Below are 22,652 nucleotides of genomic sequence, written 5' to 3' on the forward strand. Positions count from 1 at the left end.
ATCGTGGTCAGTTGTTGCCGGATTCGGGCGTCTGTCCCGGTGGCGAACCCGGGACAGGCGGGACAAGCTGGAGGCGGAGTTTGTCCCACGTCCGTTCGAGGACATCCATGTGGCGGGTCATTTCTGCGTCGATCGCCCGCTCTTTATGGGTCTCTACGGCGTCGCGCAGGCGGTCTTGTTCGTTCTTGACCTCGTTCACCAAACGAGCCCGCGCAGCCTCTGCGGACATGCCATCGACTTTCTGGAGGTTCGGGTCGAGAGCCTTCGAACCCGGAACCAGCCTCTCGGTCACGCGACGCCGCAGCTCCTCCTTCACCTCCTGGTCCGACAGGTCGCCCACAGCGTCGACGGCTGCTTGCTTATCGGGAAGCATGGCATCGCGTTGCTGCACGCCGGCCGGATCGTCCCGATAAGTGGCGCTGTAGTGAATCGGGGTACCGGCGAAACGCTCGTGCTGCAGGACGTTGGAGCACTTCATGTGCCCCTGGCCCTGACCACATGGTTCGCGCTCGGTGTAGAGGCCCAGAGGCGTGTACTGGGTGCCGTCAGGGTCCACGCGCTGCAACCAGTCGAGCAAATGCTGTTCCGAGTGGCGGGGTGTGACTCCCGGCAGCGACGCGGGCACGGATGAATCCACGACATAGGTGACCTCGTGGTCCGGCGGTGGCCCCTTTACTTCGAGTACGGCGAAGTTCTTGCCGGAGAAGTCGGGCCCGTGGCGCCTCAGTGCATCCGACTGGTCCTGGTGAAGGTTCTTGAACTCCGCTGCTTTGAACATCGTGTTGACGAACTTCCGATGCAGCTTTACGCCCAGGGACTCCCCTGACTTCTTTCCCCCGCGGTCCTTCGTCCCCGGCTCGGGTGCGGGCTCGCCGGGCTCACGGTACGGGTGCTGTACGCGTTCGGGGTTCTGGCCCACGCTGTGCTGCTGGTGGAACGAGAAGCTGAGCCTGGCCAGTGACGCCACGACGGCTTGCTGCTCGCCCCGGGACAGATTGCCGAAGCCCTTCAGGCCATCGCTGAGCTGGTCCCTGGTGAAGGCGTGTGGTTGGTTGCCGGGGCCACGTTCTGTCTCCCGAAGCACACGCGCGAGTTCGCCGGATTGCGTCCAGCGGTCGAGGCTCTCGTGGACCCTGTCCAGGTCGACTCGGTGCACCTCACGGTTCTCGCGCAGCCCTTGCTGGAGAGCGTCGGGCTCGATGCCGTACTCCCGCGAGGTGGGCTTCTCCCGGTCCTCGTGGGTACGGGAAGTGTCGCTCTCCGGTCCGCCCTCGGTGACCCTCTGGCTCTCGTCCGCTGTGTCACTTGTGCCCCGGTCATGAGGCTCGGTGTACGGACGGTCGTCGGGATCCTTCTTGCCGTCCTTGTCCGTGGAATCCGTGCCGTCCGCAGGGGCCTTCGAGTGGTGCGGGTCGTCCTTCCCGGCCGGATCACCCGGCTGCCCCGCGGGCTCGGCACTCGGTCGCCGCCCTGCCTCCTCCGGTGTGGCGGACCAGGGGCGGGTGGAGTCAGGCTGAGATCGCGGGCCGGACTCCGAGGAATGGGTGGGCACCGGCTGCCGGTTGGAGTCCAGCGGAATCGCGAAGACCCCGTTGTTCCCGCTGTGCAGCGGCTTCGAGCTCTGCTGGCCCGTCTGGGCGTCGATGTAGGTGATCTTGCCGTTGTGGTTGACGGCGTTCCACGCGTGGGCCCGCCCGTTGGCGTCCTGCGTGATGATCACGGCCTGTGAGCCGTGGCCGCTGTTGCGGAGGGTGTTCTCCAGGCGGTTGAAGGCGTCGCGCCCGTTGCCCATGTCGCTGAAGCGGGCGCCGAGGGTGTTCTCGATGCGGTCGCGGCCGCCCTTCTCGCCGCGGTCCGAGGGGTTGCCGTCCGCGTCCAGGTCCGGGGTACGCGCCCCCGCGGCCGTGGGGTTGCCGGCGTAGGTGTCCACCGTGGACAGGGCCACGTCGACGCAGTTGTTGTTGCGGCCGGGGGCGTCTCGGCCTTCGCCGTTGATGCGCTCGACCCAGCGGCCGTCCGCCGGGTTCGGCGGTCGGGTCGGGTCGCCGTTCTCGTCTCGGGGGACCGAGTCCTCGAGGGCACCCTGTTCTGCGCGAGTGGGGTCGGTGACACCGCCCGGCGGGTTGGTGTTGCGGGTCTGCGAGGCCGCGGTGGGGGCGTCCTTCGGCTTCGGGGTGTCCGAGGAACCCTGCTGGTCGGGGTGATGGGGGGTGGACTGCTGGGCCTGGTTGTTCGGCGTCGTGACCACGTGGTGGACCGGCACCGGGACGACCTGAGGCTGCTGTTGTTGGTTCGGCGTGTTGGCTGGAGGCTGCTGGGTATTGGGCTGCGCACCCGGCTGGTTCGGGGTGTTCGGCGAGCTGCCTGGGGCCTGGTGGGGCGGCCTGGTGGGCGTGGAGCCGGCGTTCGGCTGGTTCGGGGTGCTGGGCGTGCCCTGAGCGGAGGGGGTGTGCGTGGCGGGGCCGGGCTGGGTCGAGGAGTTCGGGGTGCTGTTGCTCGGTGTCGAGGCGCGGTCAGGTCCGCTGCCGGTGGACGGGGAGGGCGACGTCGGGGGCGTGCTCGTGGAGGGCGATGCACTCCTGGGGGGAGTCGACTGCGCCGGGTTCTGGTGGGCGGTGGTCGTACGCGGGCTCTGGCCCGGGGCGTGGGTACGGCTGCCGCTGGTCGAGTCCGTGCTGTTGCGCGGGGGAGTGCGGTCGCCAGGCGTCGTGCCGGGGTTGTTGCGGGAGGAGGTGCCGTCGTTCGGAGTCGTGCTCCCGGGGGTGTTGCGCGGCGTGCCGCCGTCCCCCGGCGTGGCGGCGGTACCGGGGTTGCTGTGGGGCGGAGTGCGGTCGCCAGGCGTCGTGCCGGGGGTGTTCCGTGGCGTACTGCCGTCCCCCGGGGGCGTGCCCCCGGGGCGCTGGGTCGGTATCCGGCCGTCCGGCGTGCTCTGTGCGGGCGTACCCGGCGTACGGCCGTCCGCCACCGTCCCCGGAACGCGCCCGTCCGGCGTCGCTGCAGGCGTACTCCGCGGCGCTGTAGGAGAGGTAGAGCTCGGCGTGGAGGCCGGCCCCGTCCCCGTGGCGGAAGGCGTGCCTGGAGTACTGGCGGAAGGATTCCTCGCCGGACCGGAGCTGGGATTCGGGCTCGTGGCGGAGGAGGCACCGCTGCCGGAGGCGCCCGGGCTGTGGTGCCCACCCGGAGCTGCACCCCCGGTGGAGGGCGCCGTGGGCGACGTAGGCATGCCCGAGCCGCCGCTGTCCGGACGGCCCCCGGAACCGGAGGGCGACGAGTCCGCCGTCGGTGTCGGCGCCGCGTTGGACTGCGTGGGCGCGCTGGCGGCCAGTCCGTCGATCTGGGTGCCGATCGAGCCGCCCTCCGGTGAGGACGACGTACCGCCGGACGACGTGGACCCGGACGTGGGCGTGGACTGCGGGCTCGGGGACGACAGGCCCGAGACATGGGAGCCGCCACCGGAGTGCGAGGGACCGGACGCACTTGGGGTGCTGGACGAGCCGTTGGAGTCGGAGCCGTTGGATGAGGGCCCGCTGGGCGAGGGGTCGTCGAAGTCCGACAGGGACGGCCCTGAAGAGGGCGTCGGCCGCGAGAACGGGCTGTCGGAGGAGGACGAGTTCCCGGAATCGGATCCCGGCCCGGAGCCGGAATCGGGGCCCGCGCCGATGTTGGGTGCCGGGATGTCGTTGCCGCCTGTGTCGGCGGATATGCCGCTGCCTATGTTCGCGCCGGGGATGTTGCCGTTGCTCGAACGCGTCGAGGTGCTGGAGTCCGAGTCCGACGAACTCGAATCGGGGGACGAGGAGGAGTCGGACGAAGAGGAGTTGGAACTCTCCGACCCGCTGCTGGAGTCGCTACCGGTGTCACCCCCCGGAAAGTCCGACCCCGACGGCCCGTCGTATCCGTCGATGCGGCTGTCGATGGCGTCCCGGGCCCGGCTGCCGGCTTTCTGGCCCAGGCTGTCGCGGACGCCTTCGGCGAAGGTCTGCGGGCTCTGCCGGAGGGCGTCGAGGCCTGCCTCGCCGCCGGCCTTGAGGGTGGCGCCGACGTCGTAGCCTTCCTGGGCGCCGAAGCCGACGTTCACGGTCTGGCGGATGAGGTCGCTGATCATCGCCTCGACCGCTGAGATCGCGGGTTCCTTCATCATCTCGATGAGCGCCTCGAACATGGCTTGTTTGAGCTCGTCGAGGAGGCGTCGGACGATGAGGCGGGCGGCCTGGGTGGCGCCCATTCCCGCCACCGAGGACAGACCGAAGGTGAAGGGGGCTGCGGCTGCGGCGGCGGCGATCTGGATGGCCAGGGCGATCAGCTGGGCGATGACGGCCCATTTGGCGAACTCGACGAGGTAGGCGCAGGCTTCCAGAACGTTCGCGATGAGGAAGGCGGCCTCGGCGGCGCTGCGGAGGTAGCCGTCGTTGCCGCCTCCGCCGTCGAACTTCTCGTAGGTCTTGGTGAACTTGTCGATCGATTCACCGGCGTTGTGGGCGGTGACCTGGCGGGCGCTGGTGTTCGCTTTGGTGTGGAGCGTGTTGACCTTCTCGCCGAACTCCCGCCACACCGTGGCGCACTCTCTGAGCTTGTCCTCGTTCGCCGTCGGCCACTTGTAGCCGAGCATCTGGAGAACCCACTCGAGCTCGTCCGGCAACATCATCGCCACAGCAGAAAGCACCCCCGTCGGACAGCACGGCCGTACACATCCCTCACCAGCCAAGGGAAATCACACAGGAGTACAGCCGTCCGCAAAGTTTACGGACTCACCTGCCGGTGACTTCAGGGGTTTGCTGTCACAAGTCCGTTGCAGGCCGCCATGGTTGTCCGCAGGAGCGCGGTACGACGCCGACCGTTCACCGCGTACGGCTCTGGGTGTGCTTTCGGCGTACCTTGACGTCGGGTCGGCCGACGTGCCCCTCCACGCGCTCGGACTCGCCGAGCCGGCAGGGGACGCCTGCGGCTCAAAGGCCCGTACCCCGGGGCACAGTTGGGCCGTGGCGCCAGGGGGCGCCGCCGGTACCTGCGCTCTTGGCGTGGAGTCGGCACGGCGCGGGCGCAGGCATACTGGGTCACGGCGGCCCTGATGCTGGGGATTGTCTGCGGGGTCCTGGGGGCGCGGGCCTCCGACCCCGCTCCATCGGCTCGACCAACCGCCACGAGAACGGCCGCCGCCCGCTGCTGTGGGCGACGGCCGTAGGACCATCTACGCGGAACCCTCGGAGTCCTCGGAATCCACGCGAAGCCGCCCTACTCCGCCACCACCCCACCATTCTGCGGCGTCGGCTCCAGGTCGAACTCCCCGTCCCGCGCCCCGAGTACGAACGCCCGCCACTCCGCCTCGGTGTACCGCAGCACGGTGTCGGGGTCCAGGGACGACCGCATGGCCACCGCCCCCTCGGGCAGGTACGCGATCTCGACGCGCTCCTCGTGCTCCTCGGTACCGGGCGCGCATTGCCACTCGACTCCCGAGATGTCGAGGGCGTAGAGCTCGTCGCGCTCCCGTTCCTTACGCGCCTTGATGTCCTCGGCCTGAGTCGCGACCTCGTTGTCCCGTGCCTCGGTCATGCTGCTGGGCCTCTTCCTGACGTGCGAACGAAGTGTGTGTCTCACCCTACTGGCGCGGGTGGACCGCCACAGGTGCGTTGCGGATCAGGCGCTCGGATCAGGTTGACCGGCCTCAGGCTGTCGGCTAAAGAGCCCGGCGTCAGGTCGAGGGCCGGGTGTGGATCTCGCCGTACGCGACCCCGGGCGGCATCTTCACCTGGCCGTCGTACTGGGCCATCGTGTCCTTCCAGATGGCGTCCTGCGCGGCCTCGTTCTGCTCGTGGGCGACGCCCATCTTGGCCAGGGCGGCCCCCATCCCGGCGATCCGCTCCGCCAGGCTCCCCATCGAGTCGTACATGCCGTCGCGCAGACCCTCGTACACGACCCCGAACTTCTCGCCGATGTCGTCGTCACCCCACGGCGGGGTGTCACCCTTCTCAAGGGCGCCGAGCTCCATCGTCAGCGTCTTCACGGCCTTGGCGAACTCCACACCGGTGTTGAACATGTGGAATCCCTCGGTCTTCAGTACCTCAGGATCGGAGTCCATGTAGTCCGACGGCACAACTGCCCCCCGTGGCTCGTCATTTCTGTCGCGACTCCACCTTAACGGCGGCGCCCGGACGATACCCAGCCCCCACGGACACCCGGCCCCACGGACAACGAAGAGGGGCGGCACCCAAGCGGGTGCCGCCCCTCCGGCCGGACCGATCGCCGAGCCGCCGCCGCTCAGAACCGAGTCGGCAGCCACCCCGTCTGAATCAGCTGCCCACCGCGGCGGCGCGTGTGGAAGTACCCACGGCCGGGCGGCAGTTGGGTCGCCGTGATGTTGCCGAGCAGCGCGCCCTCCGCACGGTCGCCGGAGAGCACGATGCCCTGGGCGCCGAGCTCACGCAGGCGCTGCATCACCGGCTCGTACAGCGACCGGCTGGCACCGCCCGAGGCACGCGCGATGATGATGCGCAGGCCGACGTCACGGGCGAACGGCAGGTACTCCAGGAGCGGGGCCAGCGGGTTCACGCCGGTCGCCACCAGGTCGTAGTCGTCGATGATGACGAACGCGTCCGGGCTGCTGTACCAGCTGCGGTTGCGCAGCTGCTCGGGCGTGACGTCCGGACCCGGCATACGGCGGCTGAGCGAGCCGGCCAGGCCCTCCAGCGTCTCCGACAGGGCCGGCGCCGAGGCGCAGTAGCGCGACAGGTGCGTCTCCGGGACGCCCTCCAGGTGGGCGCGCCGGTAGTCACCCATGACGATCTTCGCCTGCTCCGGCGTGTACCGCTCACAGATCTGCTTGATGAGCAGCCGCAGCACCGCGGACTTACCGGACTCGCTCTCACCGAACACGATGAAGTGCGGGTCGGTCTCGAAGTCGACGAAGACCGGCGAGAGCGACGACTCGTCGATGCCGATGGCGACACCGCGGTCGGGGTGCTCGAAGCCCTTGGGCAGCCGGTCCGACGGCAGCATGGTGGGCAGCAGCCGTACCGCCGGAGCGTGCTGGCCCTGCCAGTTGTCGTTGATGCCGCGGATGAGGATCGACTGCGCCTCGGACAGGTCCTCGGTCTCCGAGGAGCCGTCCACGCGGGGCAGCGCCGCCATGAAGTGCAGCTTGTCCTGGGTCAGACCACGGCCCGGGACGGTGGCGGGAACGTTCTGCGCGACCTTGCGGTCGATCTCCGACTCCGTCGGGTCACCGAGCCTGAGCTCGATGCGGTTCTGCAGCATGTCCTTGAGCGCGGGCCGCACTTCGGTGTAGCGGCTCGCCGTCAGGATCACGTGCACACCGAAGCCGAGACCGCGCGTGGCGATCTCCGTGACGGTGGACTCGAGCATCTCGTAGTCCGTCTTGAAGGTGGCCCAGCCGTCGATGACGAGGAAGACGTCACCCCAGGGCTGGTCCGGCAGCTGTCCCGCGTTGCGACGCTGACGGTAGGTCTGGATCGAGTCGACGTTGTTCGCGCGGAAGTACTCCTCGCGCGCGTTCAGGATCCCCTCGACCTCGCTGACCGTACGACGCACCTTCTCGGCGTCGAGACGGTTCGCGACACCGCCGACGTGCGCCAGCTCCTCCATCGAGATCAAACCGCCACCACCGAAGTCCAGGCAGTAGAACTGCACTTCGGAGGGGGTGTGGGTGAGCGCGAACGACGAGATGAGCGAGCGCAGCAGCGTCGACTTGCCGGACTGCGGACCACCGACGAACAGACCGTGACCGGCACCGCCCGCGAAGTCCCGGTACAGCACGTCACGCCGCTGCTCGAACGGCTTGTCCACGAGGCCGACCGGCACGTTGAGCCGGCCGAGCGCCGTGTAGTCGGGCGCGGTCAGGCCGCGCTCCGGGCTGACGGCGAGCTGGGGGAGGAGCTGCTCCAGCGAGGGCGCCTCGTCCAGCGGGGGCAGCCACACCTGGTGGGCGGGCGGGCCCTGGTTGATCATGCGGCCGACGAGCACGTCCAGGACGGTGTCGGCGAGCGCGTCGTCCACCCGGTTGTCGGGCTCCGGCTCCTCGATCACCGGCTGCGGAGGCAGCGCCACCTGCTCCGCCGAGAACAGCGCGGGGCGCAGCTGCGTGGAGCGGTGCACCCGGGACGGTCCCTCGCCGTGGTACGGGCCCGACACGTACGCCGCCTTGAAGCGGACCATGGTGTCGGTGTCGTAGCGCAGGTAACCGGAACCGGGGATCGACGGCAGGTGGTAGGCGTCCGGGACACCGATCGCCGTACGGGACTCGGCGGCGGAGAACGTCCGCAGACCGATCCGGTACGACAGGTAGGTGTCCAGGCCGCGCAGCTTGCCCTCTTCGAGGCGCTGCGAGGCCAGCAGCAGGTGGATGCCCAGCGATCGGCCGATACGACCGATCTGGATGAACATGTCGATGAAGTCCGGCTTGGCCGTGAGGAGTTCGGAGAACTCGTCGAGCACGATCACCAGCGAGGCCATCGGCTCCAGCGCGGCGCCCGCGGCCCGGGCCTTCTCGTAGTCGTGCAGGTTGGCGTAGTTGCCGGCCGAGCGCAGCAGCTCCTGGCGGCGCTGCGTCTCACCCATGATCGAGTCGCGCATGCGGTCGACGAGGGTGAGGTCGTCGGCGAGGTTGGTGATGACGGCCGCGGTGTGCGGCATGTCCGCCATGCCCGCGAAGGTCGCACCACCCTTGAAGTCCGCGAGGATGAAGTTCAGCGTCTCCGAGGAGTGCGTGACCGCGAGGCCCAGCACCAGCGTGCGCAGCACCTCGGACTTGCCGGAACCGGTGGCGCCGACGCACAGACCGTGCGGGCCCATGCCCTCCTGCGAGGCCTCCTTGAGGTCCAGCATGACCGGCTCGCCGTTCTCGCCGACACCGATCGGCACCCGCAGCCGCTCGTGCAGCGTGCGCGGACGCCAGGTGCGGGAGACGTCGACCGTCCCCGCGTCGCCGATACCCATGAGGTCGGTGAAGTCCAGGTTGGACAGGAGGGGTTCGCCCTCCTCCGCCGAGCCGACCCGGAACGGGGCCAACTGCCGCGCCAGGGACTCGGCCTGCGCCGGGTTCAGCACGTCGGGCCTGCCGGTGTAGGCCGACTCGTGGCCGACGAACAGCCGCATCCGGTCCGGCTTCACATAGGCCGTCAGACCGGCCCGCAGCTCCTCCTCCAGTTCGCCGGGGGCGATCTCCAGGAAGGTGACGCCCTGGAGGCCTTCGGCGCCGGCGAGTTCGGAGTCCGGCGGCACGGTGCCGCCGTCGAGCACCACGATCAGATGCGGCTGGTCGTAGACGGGGGTCGCCTCACGATTCCAGCGGGGACGGTCGTCCAGCTGGTCCGCGAGCGCCTCCTCCAGCTCGCCGAGGTCGTCGAAGAGGAGCCGGGCCGAACCCGCCCCGTCCTTCGCCTTCGGGTGCTGGCTGTGCGGCAGCCACTTGATCCAGTCCCAGTCCGCCGCCGCGGAGGGATGCGCCACCACGGCGATCATCAGGTCCTCGGGCGAGTGCAGCGTCGCCAGCTGGGACAGGGTCGCGCGGGCGTTGCCGTAGACCGTGTCCGTCTCTCCGCAGATCGTCACGTGGTAGAAGGCACGCAGCGAGATGGAGACGGGCAGGTCGTGCAGGCTGCCGTGCGCGTCGAGGAAGGCCTTCATGGCCGCCGCGGTCAGCGGCTCCAACTCGTCCTTGGGAGCCGTCTCCGGCGCCACGAGCGGAGTGTTCAGCTGCTGGGTGCCGCGGCCGATTCGTACGGAGGCGAAGTCCGCGTCGACCGGCCGACGCTCCCACAGCCGCTTGCTGTCGGCCGCCACCGCCCAGAGCTGCTCCGGGTCGGGATGCTGGAACAGCTGGCTGCGCCGCTGCAGTTCCGCCGTCTTGTGCACGTCCTTGCGGACCTGCTCCAGATAGCGGAAGTAGTCACGCCGGTCCTGGGCCATCCCCGCGCCGGGCCCCTGACGGGCCTTCGCGAACTGGGCGATCATCATGGCCAGGGTCGAGGCGAGCATGAGCCCGCCGACGACCTTCATGTAGGACTGGCCGGCTGTGAAGAAGAAGGCGACGGAACCAAGCATGCCCATCATGGGCAGCATGTTCATCAGCATGCTGTCGTCGCCCTCGCGCGGAATCTCGGGCGGCGTCTCGAGTTTGACCTCGCCGTCCGGGACGGCCGGTGGCACTGTCCGCGGTGGTCGTTTGATGATGACGACGCTCACCGATGCACTCATCCTTCGCGATTGATACGTGATACGTCCTGGCACCGACGCCCCCGTGTACCGCTGTGCCGAGATGGTTTCTCGTTCGCGTAGGCGTCGTTCGCGTAGGCGTCGATCCTACTGATGCGCTCAGTGCCCGAGTGAGGCAGGCGGATGGAGATGCGGCGCAGGTCCTGGGAGGAATGGGGGAGGTAGGTCCTGTGGCCGGTACGGCAACGGATATGGTGGCGCTCCGCGTCGTACGAGCGGCGCGAGGAAGCCTTGTCTAGCAGGGGGAACACCAGGTGAGCACGGGGACTTCGACAGGTTTCTGCCGAATCACCATCGCAGCACCGGACAGCCGTGTAGATGTCGCGCTGCCGGAGGACCTGCCGATCCAGGACCTCTTTCCCGAGATCATCAGGCTCTCGGGCCTGGTCCAGTCGGACACCAGCCCCGCCGGTTATCACCTTGTGACCCGCGAGGGCCAAGTGCTCGACGCGAGCCGTTCGTTGCTCGAGCACCGCGTCAGGGACGGCGAGGTGCTGCTGCTGCGCACCTTCGCCGATTCGCTGCCACCGGCCGTCCACGACGACGTGGTGGACGCGATCGCCGCCGCGGTCAAGCAGGACATGCGCAGCTGGAACGACAACCTGATGCGGGTCGCCGGCCTCGTCGCGGGGTCGCTGCTGCTGGTCATGCTCGGCTTCGTCTTCTGGTTCGCGGACCCGATCCGGCACGACATGCACGGCCTCCAGGGCATCCTCGCCGGCGTGACCGCGCTCGCCCTGACGGCACTCGCCGGCGTACGGGCCCGGGTGTACGACGACCGGGGCTCCGCCGTCGCGCTCGGCATCTCGGCGCTGCCGCACGCGCTCATCGCGGGCTCCGGTGCCATCGCCCAGGACCCGGGTGAAGGCCCCGGCCGGATCCAGTTCCTCGTCGGCTGCGTCGCCGTACTGCTCTTCTCCGTCGTACTGATCATGCTGCTGCCGCAGGGCGACGCCCCGTTCGTGGCCGCCGCGCTGGCCTCCGCGATCGGCACGCTCGCCGTGTTCTGCGGGGTGCTCACCGAGGCGGAGCCGCGCGAGATCGCCGCCGGCACCTCGGTCGTCGCCCTCGCGGTCGTCGGCTTCCTGCCCGGCTGGTCGGCCCGCTTCGCCAAGCTGCCGATCGGCTTCCGCAACCCCGAGGACCTGGCCCGTGCCCGTCGCGAGGGCGACGAGGGCGACCTCGAGGCCGTCGACGTCCAGCGCATCGTCGCCCAGACCAGCCGCGGCCACGAACTGCTGCTCGGCCTGGTCGGCGGTTGCGCCGCCGTCATCATCGGCGCGGGCGGCGCGGTGCTCGGCTTCAGCAGCAGCGGCTGGGCCCAGCTGCTCGCCCTGTGCACCGGCCTCGCCGCGATGCTGCGGGCCCGCCTGTTCCGCTACACCGCCCAGGTGACCTGCCTGTTCGTGGCCGGTGTCGTCACGCTCGCCCTGCTGGTCCTCGGCCTGGCGATCTCGCCCCCGGCCGACATCATCATGGAGCTGCTCCAGAACAACTCCGGCCCGGTCAACGTACGGACCCTGTGGCTCGGCGCCTCGGTCGGCGTCGGCGTGCTGCTCCTGATCGCGATCGCCCTGATCGTGCCGAAGAAGGGGCTCTCCCCCTTCTGGGGCCGCATGCTCGACCTCGCCGACTCGCTGGTGCTGCTGTCCCTGGTCCCGATCTGCCTGGCCGTCCTCGACATCTACGCCAAGGTCCGCGGCGGTCTCTGACCGGGGCGGCGCCGCGGGACCGCCTGTCAAGGGCGTGCCCGTGTGCTGGTACGCTGTGCAACGGCCGTTTGTGTACGCGCCCCCGGGTTCACCTGGGGGATGCGCCCAGCGGACCCCGCCTCCCGAGTAACGGAAGCTCCCCCGAGACAAAGACCGGGGGCACTCGGTGGCCACTCAAAGACTACGAGGAGTACGCGTGCCGCTCGACGCCGCTACGAAGAAGCAGATCATCACCGACTTCGGCCAGAAGGAGGGCGACACCGGCTCCCCCGAGGTCCAGGTCGCCATGCTCTCGCGCCGTATCTCGGACCTGACCGAGCACCTCAAGACCCACAAGCACGACCACCACTCCCGCCGTGGTCTGCTGATCCTGGTCGGTCAGCGTCGCCGCCTTCTCCAGTACCTGGCGAAGAAGGACATCCAGCGCTTCCGTACGCTGGTCGACCGCCTCGGCATCCGCCGTGGTGCGGCGGGCGCCAAGTAAGACGCCGTGAGGGGAGCGGTTCCCGGAGAGATCGGGAGCCGCTCCCTTTGCTGTACGTGCGGAACGTCAACCGTGCGTGCGGAAACATGCGGAGTGTCACACACGCTTTGTAGTGTGGTAGCACAACGCAATACGGACGACACAGCACGACAAGAAGAGGAGAAGCGCGCCTAGCCGCCGCCGGTCCTCGGTAGTGGCCCCCGGGGGAAGTGAGCCCCGGGTGCTTCGATCGAAGACCGGCCCGCACCGCACGGAGCGCTTCTCCGCCACCGTCCCCCTGCCACACGGGCAGCGACGGGACAAAAGACGACAAGTAACGGAGAAAACGCTAGTGGAGAACGAGACCCACTACGCCGAGGCCGTCATCGACAACGGCTCCTTCGGCACCCGCACCATCCGCTTCGAGACGGGCCGCCTGGCCAAGCAGGCCGCCGGCTCCGCCGTGGCGTACCTGGACGACGACACCATGGTGCTGTCGGCCACCACCGCCTCCAAGAACCCCAAGGACCAGCTCGACTTCTTCCCCCTGACGGTGGACGTCGAGGAGCGGATGTACGCCGCCGGCAAGATCCCCGGCAGCTTCTTCCGCCGTGAGGGCCGTCCCTCCGAGGACGCCATCCTCACCTGCCGCCTCATCGACCGCCCGCTGCGCCCGTCCTTCAAGAAGGGCCTGCGCAACGAGATCCAGGTCGTCGCCACGATCATGGCGCTCAACCCCGACCACCTGTACGACGTCGTGGCGATCAACGCCGCCTCCGCGTCCACGCAGCTGGCCGGCCTGCCCTTCTCCGGCCCGATCGGCGGCGTCCGCGTCGCGCTGATCAACGGCCAGTGGGTGGCCTTCCCGACGCACTCCGAGCTCGAGGACGCCGTCTTCGACATGGTCGTCGCGGGCCGCACCCTGGAGGACGGCGACGTCGCGATCATGATGGTCGAGGCCGAGGCCACCGAGAAGACCATCCAGCTGGTCAAGGGCGGCGCCGAGGCCCCGACCGAGGAGGTCGTCGCCGCCGGTCTGGACGCCGCGAAGCCCTTCATCAAGGTCCTGTGCAAGGCCCAGGCCGACCTCGCCGCGAAGGCCGCCAAGCCGACCGGCGAGTTCCCGATCTTCCTGGACTACCAGGACGACGTCCTCGAGGCGCTCACCGCCGCGGTCAAGCCGGAGCTCGCCTCCGCGCTGACCATCGCCGGCAAGCAGGAGCGCGAGGCCGAGCTGGACCGCGTGAAGGCGCTCGCCGCCGAGAAGCTCCTGCCGGAGTTCGAGGGCCGCGAGAAGGAGATCTCCGCCGCGTACCGCTCGCTGACCAAGACCCTGGTCCGTGAGCGCGTCATCAAGGAGAAGAAGCGCATCGACGGCCGCGGTGTCACCGACATCCGCACCCTGGCCGCCGAGGTCGAGGCCATCCCGCGCGTGCACGGCTCCGCGGTGTTCGAGCGTGGCGAGACCCAGATCCTGGGCGTCACCACCCTGAACATGCTCCGCATGGAGCAGCAGCTGGACACCCTCTCCCCGGTGACCCGCAAGCGCTACATGCACAACTACAACTTCCCGCCGTACTCCACCGGTGAGACCGGTCGCGTCGGTTCCCCGAAGCGCCGCGAGATCGGCCACGGCGCCCTCGCCGAGCGCGCCCTCGTGCCGGTCCTGCCGACGCGCGAGGAGTTCCCCTACGCGATCCGCCAGGTCTCCGAGGCGCTGAGCTCCAACGGCTCGACGTCCATGGGCTCGGTCTGCGCCTCCACCATGTCGCTGCTGAACGCCGGTGTGCCGCTGAAGGCCCCCGTCGCCGGTATCGCCATGGGCCTGATCTCCCAGGAGATCGAGGGCGAGACGCACTACGTCACCCTCACCGACATCCTCGGTGCGGAGGACGCCTTCGGCGACATGGACTTCAAGGTCGCCGGCACGAAGGAGTTCGTGACCGCCCTCCAGCTCGACACCAAGCTGGACGGCATCCCGGCCTCCGTCCTGGCCGCCGCCCTGAAGCAGGCCCGTGACGCCCGCCTCCACATCCTCGACGTGATGATGGAAGCGATCGACACGCCGGACGAGATGTCCCCGAACGCCCCGCGGATCATCACCGTGAAGATCCCGGTCGACAAGATCGGCGAGGTCATCGGCCCCAAGGGCAAGATGATCAACCAGATCCAGGAGGACACCGGCGCCGAGATCACGATCGAGGACGACGGCACCATCTACATCGGTGCCGCCGACGGCCCGTCCGCCGAGGCCGCCCGCACCACGATCAACGGCATCGCCAACCCGACGATGCCCGAGGTCGGCGAGCGCTACCTGGGCACGGTCGTGAAGACGACCACCTTCGGTGCGTTCGTCTCGCTCCTGCCCGGCAAGGACGGTCTGCTGCACATCTCGCAGATCCGCAAGCTGGCCGGCGGCAAGCGCGTGGAGAACGTCGAGGACGTCCTCGGCGTGGGCCAGAAGGTCCAGGTCGAGATCGCCGAGATCGACTCCCGCGGCAAGCTGTCGCTCATCCCGGTCATCGAGGGCGAAGAAGGCTCCGAGGACGACAAGAAGGACGACACCGACAAGTGACGTCGAGTAGCTCCACGACGACGGCCCGCACCTCTTCGGAGGCGCGGGCCGTCGCCCGTACCCAAACCCTCATCAAGGGCATGAACGGCATCGGTACGGTCCGCAAGACGACCCTCCCGGGCGGCCTGCGCATCGTCACCGAGACCCTGCCCTCGGTCCGCTCCGCGACCTTCGGCATCTGGGCGCACGTCGGCTCCCGCGACGAGACCCCGGCTCTGAACGGCGCCACGCACTACCTGGAGCACCTGCTCTTCAAGGGCACCACCCGCAGGTCGGCGCTGGACATCTCCTCCGCCATCGACGCCGTCGGCGGCGAGATGAACGCCTTCACGGCGAAGGAGTACACGTGCTACTACGCGCGCGTGCTCGACGCCGACCTGCCGCTCGCGATCGACGTCGTCTGCGACATGCTGACGGGCTCCCTCATCCTCGAAGAGGACGTCAACGTCGAGCGGGGCGCCATCCTCGAAGAGATCGCCATGACCGAGGACGACCCGGGCGACTGTGTGCACGACCTGTTCGCGCACACCATGTTCGGCGACAACCCCCTCGGCCGCCCGGTCCTCGGCACGGTCGACACGGTCAACGCCCTCACCGCCGACCGCATCCGCCGCTTCTACAAGAAGCACTACGACCCGACCCACCTGGTCGTGGCGGCCGCGGGCAACATCGACCACAACAAGGTCGTACGACAGGTCCGCGCGGCCTTCGAGAAGGCCGGCGCCTTCAAGAACCTGGACGCCACGCCCATCGGCCCGCGCGAGGGCCGCCGCGCCCTGCGCACCGCGGGCCGCGTCGAGCTCATCGGCCGCAAGACCGAGCAGGCCCATGTCGTCCTCGGCATGCCCGGCCTGTCCCGCACGGACGAGCGCCGCTGGGCCCTGGGCGTCCTGAACACGGCGCTGGGCGGCGGCATGTCCTCCCGCCTGTTCCAGGAGGTCCGCGAGAAGCGCGGCCTGGCCTACAGCGTGTACTCGTACACCTCCGGCTTCGCCGACTGCGGCCTGTTCGGCGTGTACGCGGGCTGCAGGCCCTCGCAGGTCCACGACGTGCTGAAGATCTGCCGCGACGAACTCGACCACGTCGCCGAGCACGGCCTGTCCGACGACGAGATCGGCCGCGCCATCGGCCAGCTCCGCGGCTCCACGGTCCTCGGACTGGAGGACACCGGCGCGCTGATGAACCGCATCGGCAAGAGCGAGCTGTGCTGGGGCGAGCAGATGTCCGTCGACGACATGCTGGCCCGGATAGCGGCCGTGACCCCGGACGACGTCCGCTCGGTCGCCCGCGAGATCCTGGGACAGCGGCCCTCGCTGTCGGTCATCGGCCCGCTGAAGGACAAGCAGGCGTCCCGGCTGCACGACGCGGTCGCCTGACAATCCCCTGGTGAAGGAAGCACAAGAGATGAGCAAGCTGCGCGTGGCGGTCCTCGGTGCCAAGGGCCGCATCGGCTCCGAGGCCGTACGGGCGATCGAGGCCGCCGAGGACATGGAGCTGGTCGCCGCCCTGAGCCGGGGCGACAAGCTGGAGACCCTGGCGGAGACGGGCGCCCAGGTCGCCGTCGAACTGACCACGCCGGACTCGGTGATGGCCAACCTCGACTACTGCGTGGGCCACGGCATCCACGCCGTCGTCGGCACGACGGGCTGGACCGACGAGCGCCTCGCGCAGCTGAAGGGCTGGCTGGCCGAGTCCCCGGAGACCGGCGTGCTCATCGCGCCGAACTTCTCCATCGGGGCCGTCCTGACGATGAAGTTCGCGCAGATCGCCGCGCCCTACTTCGAGTCGGTCGAGGTGGTCGAGCTGCACCACCCGAAGAAGGTGGACGCCCCGTCCGGTACGGCCACCCGCACCGCCCAGCTCATCGCGGAGGCCCGCCGCGCCGCCGGCACGGCCCCCGCGCCGGACGCCACGGAGACGGCCCTCGACGGCGCGCGCGGTGCCAGCGTCGACGGGATCCCGGTGCACGCCGTCCGCCTGCGCGGCCTCCTGGCCCACCAGGAGGTCCTCCTCGGCGGCGAGGGCGAGACCCTCACCGTCCGCCACGACTCCCTCCACCACAGCAGCTTCATGCCGGGCATCCTGCTCGGCGCGCGCCGCGTGGTGACCACTCCGGGCCTGACCTTCGGCCTGGAGCACTTCCTGGACCTCGGCTGACACGAGGCTCACCGATGCGCGCGAAACTCTCCTACGCCATAACGGCCGCCGTCCTGGTCGTCTACTTCGTCCTGGTCGGCAGCCGTGGCGTGATGCTCATCCAGTCCGGCACGGTCCTCACCGTCACCTTCGGCGTGGCGGTGCTGATCCTGCCGGTGATCGGTGTCTGGTTCCTGTGGAAGAACACCCAGTTCGTCCGCAGGGCCAACGCTCTCGCCGCCGAACTCGACGCCGAGGGCGGCCTGCCCGTCGACGAGTTGAAGCGCACCCCCAGCGGCCGTATCGACCGCGACTCGGCCGACGAGGTCTTCGCCCGGCGCAAGGCCGAGACGGAGGCGGCCCCCGAGGACTGGCGCAGCTGGTTCCGCCTCGCCATCGCCTACCACGACGCCCGCGACACCCCGCGCGCCCGCAAGGCGATGCAACGGGCCATCGCCCTGCACGACGGCAGGACCGTCGAGGCCTGAGCCCTGGGACAGCCCGCCCAAGCCCTGTGGCGACTCCTCAGCCGTACGCCGAAGGGGCCGGCCCGCACTGACCGCGGACCGGCCCCTTCGGCGTACCTGCCGGGCTCAGCCGCGCGTGTTCTCCGCGGCCCACGCCTCGACCGCGTCGGTGGCCCGGTCGAACGCCGCGACCCGCCCCAGGAAGTCCGCATTGTGCGTGGTCATCAGCGTCGGCATGTCATCCGCCGCCCGATCCCGCCGTACGAGCATCAGCGCCTGCCCCTGCACGGTGCGCGGCAATCCCAGCCAGCGCACCGGCTGCTGCACCGTCCGCACGGCGACGACCTGCTCCCAGGGCACCGTACGCGTGACGAGGAAGCTCACCCGGCGCAGCCCGTGCGGGCTCACCCACACACCCATGCGCAGCAGCCGCAGGGCGCCGGCGATGACGAGCAGCGCGATACCGAAGATGGCGCCCGCCTCGGTCAGGGTCCCGGTCAGGGCGATGATGACGGCCGCGAACAGCACGTACGAGGCGAGCAGCAACCACAGCGCCGCCACACCCACCCGGCACGGCCCGGGACGGTAAGGGCGCCGCCAGCGGTCACGGTCCTCGAAGGGCAGCGCGACGTCATCGGCTGCCTCGAATGCGCGGTCGGCCGTCAGGAAGGGCAGGGGCACGGCTGGTCCTCACTCAATCCATGCTTGGGCTGTGCCCGGTGAGGCTATCGACCTGTGTCCCTGCTCACCACCCTTGGGGGGCCGGATGAGGTCAGCGCCCCTGGGACGCCTGTGACTGCTGGGTCTGCGTGGCGGTGTCCGTGGACAGCGCCGGCATGCCGACCACCAGCGAACCGACCAGCGCGGCGACGATGGTGAGGCCCAGCAGCCAGCGTCCGGCTATCTGACCGGCGGACGCCCGCTCACGGGGCGGGGGAGTGACATCACTGCGGAACCTGTCGGCCTCGGCAAGGAAGGCGAAGGGGACCGGCTCGCGCCGACGGAACATCGAGGGCTTCTCCTCTCGGGATCGTATGGGTGACCGTCACCAACACAGACGGGCGAGTGCCCCAAAAGGTGCCCGGTTTCGCCGAATTCACAGAAATTCGCCGAAGTTCGCCGACGTATGTCGCGACCCGGCACCGAACGCCCCGTTGTCAGTGCCGGGCCGTAGAGTGGGCGCCGCCCGAGAGAAGTGATGGAAGGACCCTCCGAGCCGTGACCGACACCCCCGCCGACGACCTCAAGCCCAGCTTCCGCAGTGACGTCACCGTCGAGCTGGTCAAGCACAGCGCGGCCGACTCCGACGTGCTGTGGGCCGCCCGCGTCTCCACCGCCGGCGAGCAGTCCCTGGACGAGCTGCAGAAGGACCCGGAGCGCTCCAAGGGCCTGATCAACTACCTGATGCGGGACCGGCACGGCAGCCCCTTCGAGCACAACTCGATGACCTTCTTCATCAGCGCCCCGATCTTCGTCTTCCGCGAGTTCATGCGGCACCGCGTGGGCTGGTCGTACAACGAGGAGAGCGGCCGCTACCGCGAGCTCCAGCCCGTCTTCTACGTCCCCGACGAGTCCCGCAAGCTGGTCCAGGAGGGCCGCCCGGGCAAGTACGTCTTCGTGGAGGGCACCCAGGCCCAGCAGGAGCTGGTCGGCCGCGTCATGGAGGACTCGTACCGCGAGTCGTACGAGGCCTACCAGGAGATGCTCGCCGCGGGCGTCGCCCGCGAGGTCGCCCGCGCCGTCCTCCCGGTCGGCCTGTTCTCCTCGATGTACGCCACCTGCAACGCCCGCTCCTTGATGCACTTCCTCGGTCTGCGCACCCAGCACGAGCTGGCGAAGGTCCCGTCCTTCCCGCAGCGGGAGATCGAGATGGTCGGCGAGAAGATGGAGGCGGAGTGGGCCAAGCTCATGCCCCTGACGTACGCCGCCTTCAATGCGAACGGCCGTGTGGCGCCGTAACGCACCCACGTTCCCCGGCCGGGCACGGCCGCACGGACCAGCCCCAGGAGGTGTCCGTATTGCGGCATTTAGAGAAGTTCATCTAGCCTGATCAAACGGACCCGGCACTGCTTGAACCCCCGAGCAGGCAGTGCCGGGCTCCATCTTTGTCCGGACTTTTCCGCACCCCCCGAGGGCAGACCAGGCCGTGCGCAACGAGTAGCGTGTAACCCATGGCTCCGACCTCCACTCCGCAGACCCCCTTCGGGCGGGTCCTCACCGCCATGATCACGCCCTTCACGGCGGACGGCGCACTCGACCTCGACGGCGCGCAGCGGCTCGCCACGCACCTGGTGGACGCAGGCAACGACGGCCTGATCATCAACGGCACCACCGGCGAGTCCCCCACCACCAGCGATGCGGAGAAATCGGACCTGGTGCGCGCGGTACTGGAGGCCGTCGGCGACCGAGCCCACGTCGTGGCCGGTGTCGGCACCAACGACACCCACCACAGCCTCGAGCTCGCCCGCACGGCGGAGAAGGTGGGCGCACACGGCCTCCTGGTCGTCACGCCGTACTACAACAAGCCCCCTCAGGAGGGCCTGTACCGGCACTTCAAGGCCATCGCCGACGCCACCGAGCTGCCGGTCATGCTCTACGACATCCCCGGCCGCAGCGGCGTCCCGATCAACACCGAGACGATCGTCCGCCTCGCCGAGCACCCCCGGATCGTCGCCAACAAGGACGCCAAGGGCGACCTCGGCCGCGCCAGCTGGGCCATCGCCCGCTCCGGCCTCGCCTGGTACTCCGGCGACGACATGCTGAACCTGCCGCTGCTCTCCGTGGGCGCGGTCGGCTTCGTCTCGGTCGTCGGCCACGTGGTCACCCCGGACCTGCGCGCGCTCGTCGAGGCGTACGTCTCCGGCGACGTCCAGAAGGCCACCGAGATCCACCAGAAGCTGCTCCCGGTCTACACCGGCATGTTCCGCACCCAGGGCGTCATGACCACCAAGGCCGCGCTCGCCCTCCAGGGCCTGCCCGCCGGACCGCTGCGCGCCCCCATGGCGGAGTGCTCGCCCGAGGAGATCGAGCAGCTCAAGATCGATCTTGCCGCCGGCGGGGTACAGCTCTAGCACCAGACTTCGCGCGCCCGGGCGCGCACCAGACTTCACAACTGAATAAGCGGGCCACCGGTGCCTGCACCCCACAACGACAACTGCTTCTGCACGAACGTCACGCGCGCCACGTGCCCGACCGGTACGTGGCGCGCGTGGTGAGGAGAGTCTTTTGAGTCATCCGCATCCTGAACTCAGCGCGCCCCCGCCGCTCCCCGAGGGCGGCCTGCGGGTCACCCCGCTCGGCGGCCTCGGCGAAATCGGCCGAAACATGACGGTCTTCGAGTACGGCGGCCGCCTGTTGATCGTCGACTGCGGAGTGCTCTTCCCGGAGGAGGAGCAGCCCGGAATCGACCTGATCCTGCCGGACTTCTCGTCCATCCGGGACCGCCTCGACGACATCGAGGGCATCGTCCTGACCCATGGCCACGAGGACCACATCGGCGGCGTCCCCTTCCTCCTGCGCGAGAAGCCGGACATCCCGCTGATCGGCTCCAAGCTGACCCTCGCCCTCATCGAGGCCAAGCTCCAGGAGCACCGCATCCGCCCGTACACCCTCGAGGTGATGGAGGGGAACCGCGAGCGCATCGGCCCCTTCGACTGCGAGTTCGTCGCGGTCAACCACTCCATCCCGGACGCCCTGGCGGTAGCCATCCGCACACCCGCCGGCATGGTGGTCCACACCGGCGACTTCAAGATGGACCAGCTCCCGCTGGACAACCGCCTGACGGACCTCCACGCCTTCGCCCGGCTGAGCGAGGAGGGAATCGACCTCCTTCTCTCGGACTCGACGAACGCGGAGGTCCCGGGCTTCGTCCCGCCCGAGCGGGACATCTCCAACGTCCTGCGCCAGGTCTTCGCGGGCGCACGCAAGCGGATCATCGTGGCGAGCTTCGCCAGCCACATCCACCGCATCCAGCAGATCCTGGACGCGGCCCACGAGTACGGCCGCCGGGTCGCCTTCGTCGGCCGCTCGATGGTCCGCAACATGGGCATCGCCAGGGACCTGGGCTACCTGAAGGTCCCCCCGGGCCTGGTCGTGGACGTCAAGACGCTCGACGACCTCCCGGACAGCGAGGTCGTGCTGGTCTGCACGGGCTCGCAGGGTGAGCCGATGGCAGCCCTGTCGAGGATGGCGAACAGGGACCACCAGATCCGGATCGTCCAGGGCGACACCGTGATCCTGGCGTCCTCCCTGATCCCCGGCAACGAGAACGCGGTCTACCGCGTCATCAACGGCCTGACCCGATGGGGCGCGAACGTCGTCCACAAGGGCAACGCAAAGGTCCACGTCTCGGGTCACGCCTCGGCCGGCGAGCTGCTGTACTTCTACAACATCTGCCGCCCGAAGAACCTGATGCCGGTGCACGGCGAATGGCGCCACCTGCGCGCCAACGCCGAACTGGGCGCCCTGACCGGCGTTCCGCACGACCGGATCGTCATCGCCGAGGACGGCGTCGCCGTCGACCTCATCGAGGGCAAGGCGAAGATCTCCGGCAAGGTGCAGGCGGGCTACGTGTACGTCGACGGCCTCTCGGTCGGCGACGTGGGCGAGCCGGCCCTCAAGGACCGCAAGATCCTGGGCGACGAGGGCATCATCTCGGTCTTCGTGGTGATGGACTCCTCCACCGGCAAGATCACCGGCGGCCCGCACATTCAGGCCCGCGGCTCCGGCATCGAGGACTCCGCCTTCGGGGACGTCCTCCCGAAGATCACGGAGACGCTGGAGCGATCGGCGCAGGACGGAGTGGTCGAACCCCACCAGCTGCAGCAGCTGGTGCGCCGCACCCTGGGTAAGTGGGTCTCGGACACGTATCGACGCAGGCCGATGATCCTCCCTGTCGTGGTGGAGGTCTGACGGTCCGTCGGACGCACGACCGTGTGAACCCGGAGCGGGGGGGGGGGGGGGGGGGGGGGGGGGGGGCCCCCCCCCCCGGGGGGGGGGGGGCCCCCCCCCCCCCCCCCCCCCGCGCGCGGGGGGGGGGGGGGGGGCCGCCCCCCCCCCCCCCCCCCGCGCCC

Annotated in this window: 15 protein-coding genes; 9 read left to right on the forward strand and 6 right to left on the reverse strand. The window is 69.5% G+C overall.

Going from position 1 to position 22,652, the window contains the following annotated elements; genetic code table 11:
* Positions 1–7 precede the first annotated feature (7 nt).
* The 4 genes from ACIREI_RS35685 to eccCa all read right to left on the reverse strand — a co-directional run bounded on the left by ACIREI_RS35685 (position 8) and on the right by eccCa (position 10,197).
* Positions 8–4,645 carry a toxin glutamine deamidase domain-containing protein gene (locus tag ACIREI_RS35685; protein ID WP_403342011.1) on the reverse strand — a complete coding sequence of 1,546 codons (4,638 nt, stop codon included), beginning with the start codon at positions 4,643–4,645 and terminating at the stop codon, positions 8–10.
* Positions 4,646–5,232: 587 nt separating this feature from the next.
* Entirely contained in the window at positions 5,233–5,550 is a 318-nt protein-coding gene (locus ACIREI_RS35690; protein WP_403342014.1) for a DUF397 domain-containing protein, read from the reverse strand.
* Between the two features lie 139 nt (positions 5,551–5,689).
* On the reverse strand, positions 5,690–6,076 hold the full coding sequence (locus ACIREI_RS35695) for a hypothetical protein (RefSeq protein WP_403342017.1): 387 nt from the start codon (positions 6,074–6,076) through the stop codon (positions 5,690–5,692).
* Positions 6,077–6,255: 179 nt separating this feature from the next.
* Complete coding sequence (gene eccCa / locus ACIREI_RS35700) at positions 6,256–10,197, reverse strand: type VII secretion protein EccCa (protein WP_403342020.1); 3,942 nt, start codon at positions 10,195–10,197, stop codon at positions 6,256–6,258.
* Between the two features lie 284 nt (positions 10,198–10,481).
* Here eccCa and eccD point away from each other — a divergent pair, with 284 nt between their 5' ends.
* The 6 genes from eccD to ACIREI_RS35730 all read left to right on the forward strand — a co-directional run bounded on the left by eccD (position 10,482) and on the right by ACIREI_RS35730 (position 17,601).
* Positions 10,482–11,939, forward strand: a complete 1,458-nt coding sequence (eccD, locus tag ACIREI_RS35705; protein ID WP_403342023.1) for a type VII secretion integral membrane protein EccD — start codon at positions 10,482–10,484, stop codon at positions 11,937–11,939.
* A gap of 196 nt (positions 11,940–12,135) precedes the next feature.
* Complete coding sequence (gene rpsO, locus ACIREI_RS35710; protein ID WP_403342026.1) at positions 12,136–12,423, forward strand: 30S ribosomal protein S15; 288 nt, start codon at positions 12,136–12,138, stop codon at positions 12,421–12,423.
* 331 nt (positions 12,424–12,754) lie between these two features.
* Entirely contained in the window at positions 12,755–14,977 is a 2,223-nt protein-coding gene (locus ACIREI_RS35715; RefSeq protein ID WP_403342029.1) for a polyribonucleotide nucleotidyltransferase, read from the forward strand.
* Positions 14,974–16,353: a M16 family metallopeptidase gene (locus tag ACIREI_RS35720; protein WP_403342032.1), complete on the forward strand. Its 1,380-nt coding sequence runs from the start codon at positions 14,974–14,976 to the stop codon at positions 16,351–16,353. Before ACIREI_RS35715 ends, ACIREI_RS35720 begins: the two co-directional genes overlap by 4 nt.
* A gap of 28 nt (positions 16,354–16,381) precedes the next feature.
* Entirely contained in the window at positions 16,382–17,134 is a 753-nt protein-coding gene (gene dapB / locus ACIREI_RS35725; RefSeq protein ID WP_403342035.1) for a 4-hydroxy-tetrahydrodipicolinate reductase, read from the forward strand.
* A 14-nt stretch (positions 17,135–17,148) separates the two neighbouring features.
* Positions 17,149–17,601, forward strand: coding sequence for a hypothetical protein (locus ACIREI_RS35730; RefSeq protein ID WP_403342038.1), 453 nt, complete (start codon positions 17,149–17,151; stop codon positions 17,599–17,601).
* Between the two features lie 105 nt (positions 17,602–17,706).
* Here the strand turns inward: ACIREI_RS35730 and ACIREI_RS35735 are convergent, their stop codons facing one another.
* Positions 17,707–18,261: a PH domain-containing protein gene (locus ACIREI_RS35735; RefSeq protein WP_403342041.1), complete on the reverse strand. Its 555-nt coding sequence runs from the start codon at positions 18,259–18,261 to the stop codon at positions 17,707–17,709.
* A 91-nt stretch (positions 18,262–18,352) separates the two neighbouring features.
* Entirely contained in the window at positions 18,353–18,589 is a 237-nt protein-coding gene (locus tag ACIREI_RS35740) for a hypothetical protein (RefSeq protein WP_128435319.1), read from the reverse strand.
* Between the two features lie 209 nt (positions 18,590–18,798).
* On the opposite strand from ACIREI_RS35740, the gene thyX reads away from it, so the two are divergent.
* The 3 genes from thyX (at position 18,799) to ACIREI_RS35755 (ending at position 22,491) form a co-directional block, all read left to right on the forward strand.
* Positions 18,799–19,539, forward strand: a complete 741-nt coding sequence (thyX, locus tag ACIREI_RS35745) for an FAD-dependent thymidylate synthase (protein ID WP_403342044.1) — start codon at positions 18,799–18,801, stop codon at positions 19,537–19,539.
* Positions 19,540–19,751: 212 nt separating this feature from the next.
* Positions 19,752–20,651 carry a 4-hydroxy-tetrahydrodipicolinate synthase gene (gene dapA, locus ACIREI_RS35750; protein ID WP_062701884.1) on the forward strand — a complete coding sequence of 300 codons (900 nt, stop codon included), beginning with the start codon at positions 19,752–19,754 and terminating at the stop codon, positions 20,649–20,651.
* Between the two features lie 154 nt (positions 20,652–20,805).
* On the forward strand, positions 20,806–22,491 hold the full coding sequence (locus ACIREI_RS35755) for a ribonuclease J (protein ID WP_403342047.1): 1,686 nt from the start codon (positions 20,806–20,808) through the stop codon (positions 22,489–22,491).
* The last annotated feature ends 161 nt before the right edge of the window (positions 22,492–22,652 follow it).

The sequence above is a fragment of the Streptomyces sp. NPDC093591 genome (assembly GCF_044764885.1).
Taxonomy (GTDB): Bacteria; Actinomycetota; Actinomycetes; order Streptomycetales; family Streptomycetaceae; genus Streptomyces.

Coding starts and splice junctions, on each gene's coding strand:
- ACIREI_RS35685 (WP_403342011.1), bottom strand. CDS start 4,645: ATGATGTTGCCGGACGAGCTCGAGTGGGTTCTCCAGATGCTCGGCTAC.
- ACIREI_RS35730 (WP_403342038.1), top strand. CDS start 17,149: ATGCGCGCGAAACTCTCCTACGCCATAACGGCCGCCGTCCTGGTCGTC.
- dapB (WP_403342035.1), top strand. CDS start 16,382: ATGAGCAAGCTGCGCGTGGCGGTCCTCGGTGCCAAGGGCCGCATCGGC.
- ACIREI_RS35690 (WP_403342014.1), bottom strand. CDS start 5,550: ATGACCGAGGCACGGGACAACGAGGTCGCGACTCAGGCCGAGGACATC.
- dapA (WP_062701884.1), top strand. CDS start 19,752: ATGGCTCCGACCTCCACTCCGCAGACCCCCTTCGGGCGGGTCCTCACC.
- ACIREI_RS35695 (WP_403342017.1), bottom strand. CDS start 6,076: ATGGACTCCGATCCTGAGGTACTGAAGACCGAGGGATTCCACATGTTC.
- ACIREI_RS35740 (WP_128435319.1), bottom strand. CDS start 18,589: ATGTTCCGTCGGCGCGAGCCGGTCCCCTTCGCCTTCCTTGCCGAGGCC.